This window comes from Turicibacter sp. H121, assembly GCF_001543345.1.
In the GTDB taxonomy this organism is placed as follows: Bacteria; Bacillota_I; Bacilli_A; order MOL361; family Turicibacteraceae; genus Turicibacter; species Turicibacter bilis.
Map to the genome: position 1 here is coordinate 562,445 of NZ_CP013476.1, position 12,556 is coordinate 575,000.

At 36.1% G+C, this 12,556-nt stretch carries 10 protein-coding genes and 12 tRNA genes (1 of these 22 only partly in view); 3 read left to right on the forward strand and 19 right to left on the reverse strand.

From position 1 onward, the window contains the following. Positions 1–44 precede the first annotated feature (44 nt). From AT726_RS02785 to asnB, 6 genes are all read right to left on the reverse strand, one after another. The gene (locus AT726_RS02785; RefSeq protein ID WP_068758961.1) at positions 45–1,004 is read right to left on the reverse strand and encodes a DHH family phosphoesterase; all 960 of its coding nucleotides are present in this window, start codon (positions 1,002–1,004) and stop codon (positions 45–47) included. Positions 1,005–1,134: 130 nt separating this feature from the next. Beyond that, positions 1,135–2,322, reverse strand: a complete 1,188-nt coding sequence (locus tag AT726_RS02790; RefSeq protein WP_068759755.1) for an acetate/propionate family kinase — start codon at positions 2,320–2,322, stop codon at positions 1,135–1,137. Positions 2,323–2,338: 16 nt separating this feature from the next. Further along, a complete protein-coding gene (locus tag AT726_RS02795) occupies positions 2,339–3,325 on the reverse strand; it encodes a class I SAM-dependent methyltransferase (RefSeq protein WP_068758962.1) in 987 nt (328 codons plus the stop codon). 336 nt (positions 3,326–3,661) lie between these two features. Next, positions 3,662–4,081 carry a GerW family sporulation protein gene (ytfJ, locus tag AT726_RS02800; RefSeq protein ID WP_055243870.1) on the reverse strand — a complete coding sequence of 140 codons (420 nt, stop codon included), beginning with the start codon at positions 4,079–4,081 and terminating at the stop codon, positions 3,662–3,664. A gap of 4 nt (positions 4,082–4,085) precedes the next feature. Next, positions 4,086–4,850, reverse strand: coding sequence for a DUF2953 domain-containing protein (locus AT726_RS02805; RefSeq protein WP_068758963.1), 765 nt, complete (start codon positions 4,848–4,850; stop codon positions 4,086–4,088). Between the two features lie 129 nt (positions 4,851–4,979). Next, on the reverse strand, positions 4,980–6,788 hold the full coding sequence (gene asnB, locus AT726_RS02810; RefSeq protein ID WP_068758964.1) for an asparagine synthase (glutamine-hydrolyzing): 1,809 nt from the start codon (positions 6,786–6,788) through the stop codon (positions 4,980–4,982). 159 nt (positions 6,789–6,947) lie between these two features. Here asnB and yidD point away from each other — a divergent pair, with 159 nt between their 5' ends. The 3 genes from yidD (at position 6,948) to AT726_RS02825 (ending at position 9,899) form a co-directional block, all read left to right on the forward strand. Next, the gene (yidD, locus tag AT726_RS02815; RefSeq protein WP_237297180.1) at positions 6,948–7,190 is read left to right on the forward strand and encodes a membrane protein insertion efficiency factor YidD; all 243 of its coding nucleotides are present in this window, start codon (positions 6,948–6,950) and stop codon (positions 7,188–7,190) included. A 90-nt stretch (positions 7,191–7,280) separates the two neighbouring features. Then, entirely contained in the window at positions 7,281–7,895 is a 615-nt protein-coding gene (locus AT726_RS02820) for a trimeric intracellular cation channel family protein (protein WP_055276468.1), read from the forward strand. Positions 7,896–7,979: 84 nt separating this feature from the next. Beyond that, entirely contained in the window at positions 7,980–9,899 is a 1,920-nt protein-coding gene (locus AT726_RS02825; protein ID WP_237297182.1) for an ABC-F family ATP-binding cassette domain-containing protein, read from the forward strand. Between the two features lie 31 nt (positions 9,900–9,930). Here AT726_RS02825 and AT726_RS02830 read toward each other — a convergent pair whose 3' ends face one another. From AT726_RS02830 to AT726_RS02890, 13 genes are all read right to left on the reverse strand, one after another. Continuing rightward, positions 9,931–11,226, reverse strand: a complete 1,296-nt coding sequence (locus AT726_RS02830) for a M18 family aminopeptidase (protein WP_055276471.1) — start codon at positions 11,224–11,226, stop codon at positions 9,931–9,933. A 246-nt stretch (positions 11,227–11,472) separates the two neighbouring features. Then, positions 11,473–11,548 (reverse strand) — tRNA-Asp (locus AT726_RS02835). A 3-nt stretch (positions 11,549–11,551) separates the two neighbouring features. Continuing rightward, a tRNA-Met gene (locus AT726_RS02840) sits at positions 11,552–11,627 on the reverse strand. A gap of 10 nt (positions 11,628–11,637) precedes the next feature. Beyond that, a tRNA-Phe gene (locus AT726_RS02845) sits at positions 11,638–11,713 on the reverse strand. A 4-nt stretch (positions 11,714–11,717) separates the two neighbouring features. Beyond that, positions 11,718–11,806: transfer RNA gene (locus AT726_RS02850), tRNA-Leu, on the reverse strand. 39 nt (positions 11,807–11,845) lie between these two features. Further along, positions 11,846–11,921, reverse strand: a tRNA-Lys gene (locus AT726_RS02855). A gap of 7 nt (positions 11,922–11,928) precedes the next feature. After that, positions 11,929–12,004 (reverse strand) — tRNA-Val (locus AT726_RS02860). Positions 12,005–12,010: 6 nt separating this feature from the next. After that, positions 12,011–12,086, reverse strand: a tRNA-Phe gene (locus AT726_RS02865). Positions 12,087–12,096: 10 nt separating this feature from the next. Further along, positions 12,097–12,172: transfer RNA gene (locus tag AT726_RS02870), tRNA-Asp, on the reverse strand. 3 nt (positions 12,173–12,175) lie between these two features. Then, positions 12,176–12,251, reverse strand: a tRNA-Met gene (locus AT726_RS02875). Positions 12,252–12,272: 21 nt separating this feature from the next. Next, a tRNA-Ser gene (locus AT726_RS02880) sits at positions 12,273–12,365 on the reverse strand. A 19-nt stretch (positions 12,366–12,384) separates the two neighbouring features. Continuing rightward, positions 12,385–12,461, reverse strand: a tRNA-Met gene (locus tag AT726_RS02885). Between the two features lie 20 nt (positions 12,462–12,481). Further along, positions 12,482–12,556: transfer RNA gene (locus AT726_RS02890), tRNA-Ala, on the reverse strand; it runs 1 nt beyond the window's last position.

Sequence of the window (12,556 nt, forward strand, 5' to 3'; positions counted from 1 at the left end):
GTCAATAGTCTTTCCAAAATCATAAGATTTTATACACCAAAACGTTAATTTAATTCTTCAACATAAGTATGACACACTTGTTCTAGTTCATCCAATAATGCTTGACAATCATCCCATGTTTTGACTATCGCACCCGATGCTTTAGGATGACCTCCACCTTCAAATCGAGCGGCTACCTCATTAATAATCGGCCCGTTTGATCGAATATTGGCACGAATACGCCCATCTTCATTTTCAAAAAAGCATACCCATACTCGAATCCCTTCGATATTAGCTAATGTATTTACTAATGCCGAACGTGTTCCAGTCGTTAATCCATAAGAATCTTGAACATCCTTTGACATCTTAAAATAAGCAACACCTGCTTCACTCACTTCAAATTGACTTAAAACAACTCCTTGAGCCTGAACAATATTTAATGGACGGCGATATAATAATTCATGAATTTTATTACGATCAATTCCACAATCATATAAAAAGCTTGCTGCTCCTAAAGTGGCTGTTGTCGTATTGTCATATAAGAAACGTCCACTATCTGCAATAATTCCCGTATACAAATGTTGTGCAGCTTCTAAGGACATTTTCAAATCATATTGTTCTTTATTAGCTAAAAATAAACTGACAACAATTTCTGATGTCGCTGTTGCATCCGTATTTACATAATTAAGATCGGCATAGTCTTCAACTACTGGATGATGATCTAGCTTGATAAGTTTCGCACCTAACTTAAAACGTCCATCATCAATACGAGCTGAATTGGCAGTATCCATTACAAAAACTAATGCCCCCTCATACTCTTCATCCGTCACCTCATCCATAACTCCCATCCATGCAAGTGATGGCTCAGTAAAACCGACAGTTTTAACAAATTTCTCTGGATAATTCTCATGAATCAAAGCCGCTAATCCTAACTGAGATCCTAATGCATCTGGATCCGGACTAACGTGACGATGAATAATAATCTTATCAAAAGCGACGATTTCGCTCCAAATTTCATTTAACATAATTTCACCTCTAACCCGTTTATCATGATTAAATTATAACATAACTAAACATAAATTGACGTTTTAATCCCTTAGCTATCAAAAAAAGCGAGATTCTTTATAGAATCTCGCTTTTTGTTATTTATATGAATTACTTAACAAATGCGTAAGTATCTTTTGCGATCATTAACTCTTCATTTGTTGGAATCGCAAACACTTTGATTTTTGAATCAGCCGTTGAAATTAACGCTTCTTCTCCCATTACGTTATTTGCTTGCTCATCTAATTGAATTCCTAAAGCACCTAAACGCTCAACAACTGCTTTACGAACTGGAATAGAATTTTCTCCAATACCTGCAGTGAACACAATAGCATCTACACCGTCTAAGTATAAGAAGTAAGATCCGATGTAATCGCAGATACGTTTAATATATAAATTAAACGCAATTGTTCCGCGCTCATCACCTTCTGCTACTAATTTTAAGATATCACGCATATCTGAAGAAACCCCAGATACTCCATATAACCCTGACTCTTTATTTAACGCATTAACCGCTTGATCAATTGTTAAATTTTCTTTTTCCATAACAAATGGTAAAACAGCTGGATCGATATCACCTGAACGAGTTCCCATCATAATTCCTGCTAATGGAGTGAATCCCATTGTTGTATCAACTGAGTGTCCACCTTTAACTGCTGATAGAGAACCACCGTTACCAATATGAATTGTGATAAATTTAGTATCGGCTAATGGTTTTTCTAATAACTCAGCACAACGCTCTGCTACATATTGGTGAGAAGTTCCGTGGAATCCATATTTACGTACCCCATATTTTGTATACCAGTCGTATTTTACTGGATATAAGTAAGCATCTTTTTTCATTGTTTGATGGAATGCTGTATCGAATACCGCTACAGAAACTGCATGTGGTAATTCTTTCATGAATGCTTTAATTCCTAAAGCATTTGCAGGGTTATGAAGTGGCGCTAACTCTGATAAAGCTTCAATTTCTGCTAACACTTCTGGTGTCACAACTACTGAGCGATCGAATTTCTCTCCACCATGAACCACACGGTGTCCAACTCCACTAATTTCATCGTAGCTAGAAACGATTTTTAAATCTAATAAAGCTTCTACTAATAATTGAACCGCTACACTATGATCTTTAATTGGTAATACTTTTTCAATTTTTTGATCTTCAAATTTGATATTGAAAACTCCGTCTTCAAATCCGATACGCTCAACTAACCCTTTAGTGATTACTGTTTGAGCTGGCATCTCTAATAATTGAAATTTTAATGATGAACTTCCTGCATTGACTGATAAAATTTTAGTCATGACCATACCCTCCATTTTATTTGTTAAGTTTAATCCAATTTTCAATACGAGTTAGCATCTTATTAAATTGATGCGGATCATTGAAGTTTGGTAATTGTGCAATTAACACTTCATTAACTGGTTTAACCTGTTCCCCATTTTTTTGTACAATAAATAAGCTTTTTCCAAGCTCATCTTGTTTAAATAGAGTTGTCGGTAACTGTAATAAAGCTTGAATATTTGCTTTTGATGTCAGTAACTGATGAAACGCATGTGACTGAGGTTGACTAAATAAATCATTTGGAATGACGTAAAAGGCATACCCACCTGGTTTTAAATAATTTAAATGGTTCTCAATTAATAAATACGGTAGATAGTTGATCCCTTGAGCAGCTAACGTTAATCCTAATTCATTCATTTCTTCCTGTGATAAGTCTCCCTCAGGTAAATCTCCTATAATTAAATCGAGCGGATCGATAAATAATGGTTTTAACGAGCTTTGTTGATAAAACTGAACCGCATATTCTTGCATATCAGAAAGTGTACATGCAATTTTTAATAAATCATTATTGACTTCGACTCCATAAATCTCCTGTGGTTCAGTCCCTAAATGATTTAAAACAGCCGTTAATAAATTTCCAGTTCCTACTGTTAAATCACCTAGACGAACTTCATTAAAGTTTTTAACAAACTTAGAGATTAAATACCCCAAAATAAGAGCTATTGAATCTGGTGTCATAATCGCATTGGTTAAACGTTCTGATTTTAGTCCTTTCAAAATCGCTAATTGAAGCGCTTTTCTAATTTCCTCTTGCGTAAACTCTAACCCCTCTAATGTTGCATAATGTGTTTGCAAAGCTTTCTTTGACTCTTCATTTATTGATTGGTTAATCTCTTGCGACATGATATTTTGACAAGATTCACACATCGCATGTAAATAACTCATCTTAAGCTCTGAGCTAATGATCATCGAGGTTTCATCTACGAGATCAAATAGTTGTTCAATTACTTCAGGTCTAAGCACTAAAAATCACCTCTTCATGATATACACATTGATTTTACTACAACTTAAAGCCAATGTCACTGTTTTACTCCAAAAAATGTTATAACGTTTATCTTATTTTGGAGTTTGTGAAAAAGCGCTTAAACTTAAACCTCAATGAGTTTCTTCGGCAGCCCATACTCTTAATTCATCTAGATGTTTTTTTTAAAAAAGTTGCATTAGATATTTTGGGTGGTAAAGACATTCTTATTAACAACGATTTTTCTAATTTAATCTATTGTCACTTTACCGTATCATGACTAATTGAATTTCAACACGTTTGTCTAACAGAGCAAAAAAATGAGTAAAACGGCTGTTTTACTCATTTTTTCCTTCCATTCCTTGAGATGATTTAATTCCTGATTTATCAAATTCATTCATGATACTATTAATGACTTTAGGTGCTTGATCTAATAATCGTTCATATAAAGAGGTACGTTCCTCAATATGCTTTAATTCGACACCTGATTGATTTACGACTAAGAAAGCAATTGGTGTAATGGAAACTCCACCTCCACTTCCACCTCCAAATGGGGGTTGATCATTAGATGATGTTTTACGTTCCGCTTCAAATTCACTACCACCCGCTGCAAATCCAAAACTCACTTTTGAAACTGGAATAATAGTTTCTCCATTTTCAGTTTTCACTGGATTCCCAACAATCGTATCAACGTCCACCATCTGTTTAATATTTTCCATGGAGATTTTCATCAAATTATGAATTGGATGTTCAGCCATGATATCATTCCTCCTCTAACTTAAGCATTTGTTTAATCGTTAACAATTCTTTAAAAGATAATAAAAGAACAATTATAATATCAACGATTCGAAACGAGAGTATACATGAGAGATTTAGGAAAATCGAATTTCCACTAAACTTGCTTGTCACATCAAAGTGATACGAATCAATTTTTTTCACATAACGCTCAATAAACCGATAAATATTTGCTTGAACGCCCCAAATCACTCCAAGTAGACATCCGGTTGTCATCGCGTCATCTAAACTAAACTCAACAACCGAGTCTAATTTCTGAATTCTAATTTTTGTGGTTAGCCGGATAAGAACGGTTCTCGCCTCTTTTAAAATCACCTTTCCTCGGTGAATCATTTGCTTAATCTCCTTGAAATCTAATTTCTGCTTCACCGTCTTCTCTTTAACCTTTTCTTTTTTCTTAACGGTCACTTTTTCAACCTTTCGTCCTTTTGTTTCAGGTTGTTCAACCGTTAGCACTTTAGATTTCACCTTAACTTTAACGGCTTCCTTTACTTCAGTCTTTGTAGCTTTCTCTTCTGCTACCTTTTTAACTTCATGAATTTGTTGACTTGCCTCTTCTTTCATCGACTCACTTAAGACATCCTCAACATTGACTCGATATTTAAACCATAAATATCTTAGTTCAATCCATCCATATTGATTTTGAACAAAAATTTCTATTTTAATTCTAATGAATAATAACAGAATGATAATCCCCAAGAATACTAACAAAAAATAACCAATCCATCGCATAATCTAATCCCCTTAATTTAGTCTTTTCTGATAGTATGCTTCAAATAAAAAATTTTATTCCTGCCTTTCACTCCCCCCCCTCCCCTCTAGCAAAAAAAATCGCTAGCACTACTGCTAACGACTTTTCCCTTATTCAATAAATGACATATGATACTCTTTAAACCAAACATGAAATTGATATAAATAAGCAATTAATTGAGGTTGAGTCATTAATTGTCCAAACCATGGACGCGTAATAATTTCTTCATTGGTATTCGCAAGTGCCCATAATTTTTGCTCATCAAAAATCTCATGTAAAATTGAATCAGAATCACTCAATGCTTCTCTTAACAATGTTTGAATTAATTCAGTATAGTGAGGGTTATGTGTTTTTGGATACGGATTTTTTTTACGATATAACACCTCATCAGGAAGCACCCCCTCTAATGCTTTACGTAACAACCCTTTTTCCATTCCATCATAAAATTTCATCTCCCATGGAATATTGTATAAGTATTCCATCAAACGATGATCCGCAAATGGGACACGAACCTCAAGACTCGCTCCCATACTCATCCGATCTTTTCGGTCAAGAAGCGTTGTCATAAACCATTTCGTATTCAAATAAGTTAACTGGCGTTTTTCATTATTTAAGTCACTATCACCCTCTAAAATAGGTGCCATCGCTACTGATTCATTAAATCTTTCTGTCGCATACCCGACCAAATCTAATTTTTCTTGCCACTCTGGTTTTAATAACGTATTACGGATAGCCAAATCTCGAAGCCATGGAAACATTCCATTCATTGGTTCGCGGTAAAACCAAGGATAACCACCAAAAATCTCATCTGCACATTCTCCTGACAAACTCACGGTAAAATCCTCTTTAATTTTTTTACAGAACCAATAAAGTGACGAATCTACATCTGCCATTCCCGGCATATCATGAAAATGAACAGCATCCGTCAAAGCATCAGCCAAGTCTTGATTACTAATGACACAATAATGATGATTTGTATGATTTAAATCGGAGATTAATTTAATAAAATCATTATCTTGGGATACCGTAAAATCTGTTTTTTTGAAATATTTTAAATTATCTTCATAATCAATAGAAAACGTATGAAGATTTTTCATTTGACTTGCCGCAATCGCGGTAATCGCAGATGAATCAATACCTCCTGATAAAAAAGTACACAATGGAACATCAGATACTAATTGACGCTTAATCGCATCTAATAAAATTTCTCTCGTTTTAGCAACAGTTGTTTCAAAATCATCTTTATGCTCGTTAGCTTCAAGCTCCCAGTATTGAGTCAATTCAACATGACCAGCCGAAACTTTCATATAATAACCTGGTTTTAACTCTTCAATCCCTTTATATAATCCATGACCTGGTGTATGAGAAGGGCCAACCCCTAATAGTTCTTTAAATCCTTCTAATGTTATTTCATTTTTGCGCGTATACTGTAAAATCTGTTTTTGCTCTGATGCAAAAATTAATCCGTCTGGTAATAAACAATAATATAAAGGTTTTACCCCCGCACGATCGCGCGCGACATACAAACTCTGATCTTTACTATTCCATACGGCAAATGCATAAATCCCATTTAATTTTTCAACTACTTTTTCTCCAAAACACACATACGCTTTTAACAATACTTCTGTATCTGAATGACCTTTAAATGTATAACCTGCCTCTAATAACTCTTGACGAATTTCCTCTGTATTATATAGCTCACCGTTGTATACCATTGTATAATGATGAAACGCCATTGGTTGTTTTCCTTGCTCAATATCAACGACTGATAAACGACGGTGTCCTAAAAATACATGTTTATCATAAAAGTTTCCACCTTCATCCGGTCCACGATGTAAAACAGCTTGCACGCAACTCATATCATAAGGTGTCTTCACCTCATTCAATTGATAATTAACGACTCCAAAAATTCCACACATCTCTACATCACCTCATCAAAATCTCTTTAGTGGGATAAAATAAAAATAATTTGTACGACATATCCTATGCAAAAACCTACGAGGTTGAAACAAGTTTTCACTTCTGTTAATATATTTTTATATTTACAAGAAAGGACATTTTCTCATATGAAACGTCTAATGATTAAAATGATTCGTTTTTATCAAAAATATATTTCTGTACAATCGGCTCCAAGCTGTCGCTTTATCCCAACCTGCTCTCATTATGCCATCGAGGCCATCGAAATACATGGTGCTATTAAGGGTGGTTATCTAGCAGCTAAGCGAATTTTACGTTGTCACCCATGGGGAAAGATGGGCTATGACCCTGTTCCACCGAAATGCTGCAAACATCATAAAGAGAACCTTCGTTCTCAAAAGTAAACTATTTTTTATTTGAATAATTGACATAAAACAACAGGATTGCTATACTCATAACATTGTAGAGTTCAATTGATTAAAGGAGATGAAACGATGGATTTAATTACAATCTTTGAGTATATTGGTTTATTTGTATTCGCGGCATCCGGAGCCATTTGCGCCATGGAAAAGAAAATGGACCTATTCGGAATTTTAATTTTAGCAACTGTAACTGCCATTGGAGGCGGTGTCATTCGAGATGTCGTCACTGATGTTGGAATCCCCGTCTTTTTTTCCAACTATCAATACTTATTAGTGATCATAATTGCAACCTATTTAGTCATCTTATTTCGTGGACAAATAAAATGGAGAAATTCATTTATCATTTTAGATGCGCTCGGTTTAGCCGTATTTACTATTGCAGCGGGAATGAAGGCCATTGAATCTAATTATAATTTTATGACTTTCTTATTTGTCTCTGTCATTACAGCAGTAGGTGGTGGAGTTATTCGTGACGTCTTAGCTCAGCGAGTTCCTACCATTTTAAAACGCGAAGTTTATGCTGTTGCTTCTTTAATAGGAGCAATCTGTTTTTGGTTTATTCATCCAATACTAGGAATAACGCTAAGTTCGTATTTATGCTTAGGATTAATTTTGTTTATTCGACTTATCACGCTCTATTATCATATTGAACTCCCTTATGCAGATAAAGAAGAAATTCATTTCTAACCCGATTACATGATAAATCGGGTTTTTTCTTTGCTCTGAATTTAAAACACGGTATAATAGTTCTATAATTTTAGAAATGTAGTGGTGATAAAGTTGAATTTAATGACAATTGAAAATATAAGTAAAAGCTACTCCGTTAAAACATTGCTCAAAGATATTTCATTTGGAATCAGTGAAGGAGAAAAAATTGGAATTATCGGAGTTAACGGAACAGGGAAATCAACTCTTTTAAAAATTATTGCTGGTGTTGAAACACCTGAAACAGGAAAAATTACAAAAGGAAATCGTGTTCGCATAGAATACCTCTCACAAAACCCACACTTTGATGAAGAAGCAACCGTTTTAGAGCAAGTCTTCAAAGGAAATTCTCCTGAAATGAAGCTATTACGTGACTACCAAGAAATTCTTGATGTCTTACAAAACGAATATAATGACGAAATCAATGAACGTTTATTAAAGCTACAAGATCAAATCGACCGCTTAAACTTATGGGATTTAGAAAGCGAGGCCAAATCTGTTTTAACTAAACTTGGAATCACGAATTTCTCACAAAAGGTGAAAGAACTATCAGGGGGACAACGTAAACGTGTCGCTCTTGCTTCAGCTCTTATCACACCATGTGAATTATTAATCTTAGATGAGCCTACCAACCACTTAGATAACGAAACGATCACTAAATTAGAAGACTACTTAAATGGACGTAAAGGGTCACTCTTAATGATTACCCATGACCGTTACTTCTTAGATCGTGTCACAAACCGTATCATTGAATTAGATAAAGGAAAATTATATAGCTACGATGGAAACTATTCATTATTCCTTGAAAAGAAAATGGAACGTCTTCAATTAGAAGCAGCTATGGAAGATAAACGTCAAAACTTATTAAGAAAAGAATTAGCCTGGGTACGTCGTGGGGCACAAGCACGTTCAACCAAACAAAAAGCTCGTTTGCAACGATTTGACGAACTTAAAAATCAAGAAAAACCAACTACCCAAGAAAATCTTGATATCTCAGTTGCTTCCACGCGTCTTGGTCGTAAAATCATGGAGTTTAACCACGTCTCTAAATCTTATGGAGACCGTTGCCTCATTCAAGATCTTGACTACACACTAGCAAGAACGGATCGTATCGGAATTGTTGGACCAAATGGAATTGGAAAATCCACATTAATCAATTTAATTCGCGGAAAAATTAAACCTGATTCAGGAACCATTGATATTGGAGAAACAGTTAAGATCGGTTGCTTTGCTCAAGAAAGTGAAGAAATGAAACCAACCATGAGAGCTATCGATTATATTAAAGAGAAACGTGAATATATTGAAACAGCCGATGGAACCCGTATCACGGCTTCACAAATGTGTGAACGTTTCTTATTCGACGGACATCTACAATATTCTCAAATTGGTACTTTATCAGGGGGAGAACGTCGTCGTCTATACTTATTACGTATTTTAATGGATGCACCAAACGTCTTACTACTAGATGAGCCAACCAATGACTTAGACATCGATACATTACGCCGCTTAGAAGACTATCTTGACGAATTTAACGGAATTGTGATTACCGTTTCTCATGACCGTTACTTCTTAGATCGTATCTGTAATAAAATCTTTGCCTATGAAGGAAACGGGCACATCACTATTTATACAGGTAACTACAGTGATTACCTTGTTTTTCAAGAAGCTAACGCTTTAGCTCAAGAAGCTGCACAAGAAGAAGTTAAAGTTAAAGAAACACTAAAAGCAAAGCCACGTCTTGAGAAAAAAATTAAATTTACCTTTGCTGAGCAAAAAGAATTTGAAACGATTGATGATGAAATTGCTGAGCTAGAAGAAAAAATCTCACAATTAGATGAACAACTCGTTCAATACGCCACTGACTACGTTAAATTACAAGAAATTATGTCAGAAAAATCAGTCGTTGAAGAAACATTAGCTCATAAATATGAGCGTTGGGAATACCTAAATCAATTAGCTGAAGAAATTGAAAATTCTAAAAAATAAAAAAATACTCGACCAAAAGGTCGAGTATTTTTTATAATCCAAAGAATGTTGTAAATAATTTAACCGTAAAATCGTGATCTTCAACTGAAGCTAATTCACGAATTGAGTGCATCCCAAGTAAAGGAGCCCCCATATCCATAACCGGAATCGTTAAAATTGATGATGTAACTGGACCAATTGTTGTTCCACCACGTACATCTGAACGATTATAGAATTTTTGATATGGTACTTCGGCTGTTTGACATAATCCTTCAAAAATTGCCATACAATGGCTATCTGTACTATATGAACCAGAAGCAGCAATTTTAAGTACTGGTCCTTTCCCTAATACTGGACGATGTGTCGGATCATGTTTTTCAGATACATTAGGATGAACCGCATGTGCTAAGTCAGCTGAAATCATAACTGAATTTGCTAAAGTACGATGCATTCCCTCACGGTCTTTTCCTAACGCTAATGTTACTCGTTCAATGATATTTGGAATGAAGTTTGAGTTAGCCCCTTGTGCAGTTAAGCTTCCAATTTCCTCATTATCCATACAGATCATCATTTTCGTTGCAGCAGTTTCATTACTTTCAACTAATGCTTTAACTCCAGCATAAACCATCCACATATCATCTAGACCGCCACATGAGATAAGCTCTTCATTTACACCTACTAAGCATCCTTTTTCATATTCATATAGGCTTAATTCAAACCCCATAATCTCTTTATAATCAACTTCTAACTCATTAGCTAATAATTTGACTAAATAGTTATCTTTTTCAAAATGTTCATTTACTAATCCTAATAAAGGTAAAGTATCCTTTTGTTTATTAACCTCAAATCCCTCATTTACAGAACGATTCATATGAATAGCTAAACTTGGAATAATTAATAATGGCTTATTAATATTTACTAATCTAGTAACAGGTTTAAATGGTGTTTCCCCTTTTAATGTTACCTTACCAGCTAACCCTAAAGGACGATCAAACCATGTATATAAAAGAGGTCCACCATAACCTTCAGTATTTAATTTTAAATAAGATCCTTCAATTACCATTTCTGATTTTGCTTTAATTCTAAATCCAGGTGAATCAGTATGGGCACCAATCATACGAATTCCATGTTCGATGACATCACCAGTTCCAATTTCAAAAGCAATTAATGCTGAATCATTTTTCTTTACATAATATTTTCCTTTAGATTCTAAAGCCCATTGATCAGCTTCCTTTAATTCAACATAACCATGTTCAGTTAAATATGATTCTGTTTTTAAAACACTATGAAAAGCAGTCGGACTTTCATATAAAAAGTCGATTAACTCTAATGCTGCTTGCTTTTTCATTTGATGATTCCTCCTATTCATGACTCAATATTATTCATCATAACACTTTTTCGAAAAATAGGCAAATAGAGACAAAATAGTGCCAGCTAGAAATACACAGAAAAATAAGAGTACTTATCTATAGAATTAGATATTCTAAAGTTTTGAATACTCAATAAATAAAAAAAGACTAGTACTTATTACTAGTCTGACATATATCAATATAAATTAAAAAAACTCCATACGGAGAATTAAGTACTATTCAAATGGCGGTCCAGACGGGAATCGAACCCGCGATCTCCTGCGTGACAGGCAGGCATGTTAACCGCTACACCACTGGACCTTTTGGTTGCGGGGACAGGACTTGAACCTGCGACCTTCGGGTTATGAGCCCGACGAGCTACCAACTGCTCCACCCCGCGATGTGATTAATGGTGGCTTGGGACGGAATCGAACCGCCGACACAAGGATTTTCAGTCCTTTGCTCTACCGACTGAGCTACCAAGCCAAATTGGTGCCTAGGGCCGGAATCGAACCGGCACGGGTGTCACCACCCGCAGGATTTTAAGTCCTGTGCGTCTACCAGTTCCGCCACCCAGGCATTTCGTTTATTTCAAGGCACGCGCCTATTTTTTAAAAATGGTGTCCTGCAGAGGACTCGAACCTCTGACCCTCTGATTAAAAGTCAGATGCTCTACCAACTGAGCTAGCAGGACTTTTTTATGGTGGAGGATGACGGGCTCGAACCGCCGACCCTCTGCTTGTAAGGCAGATGCTCTCCCAGCTGAGCTAATCCTCCAATTAATGGTGGCTTGGGACGGAATCGAACCGCCGACACAAGGATTTTCAGTCCTTTGCTCTACCGACTGAGCTACCAAGCCTTTTTTTAAATGGCGGTCCAGACGGGAATCGAACCCGCGATCTCCTGCGTGACAGGCAGGCATGTTAACCGCTACACCACTGGACCTTTTGGTTGCGGGGACAGGACTTGAACCTGCGACCTTCGGGTTATGAGCCCGACGAGCTACCAACTGCTCCACCCCGCGATGTTATATTTAAATTTAATATGGCGGAGGAAGAGGGATTCGAACCCCCGCGACGCTCTCACGCCCTGTCGGTTTTCAAGACCGATCCCTTCAGCCAGACTTGGGTATTCCTCCATTTTATCCATATTCTCTTTGGTAGCGGAGGAGGGACTCGAACCCCCAACCTCACGGGTATGAACCGTACGCTCTAGCCAGTTGAGCTACTCCGCCTTTTGTTGTTATTTTTTTATTGGTGGAGACTAGGGGGATCGAACCCCTGACCTCCTGCGTGCAAGGCAGGCGCTCTCCCAGCTGAGCTAAGTCCC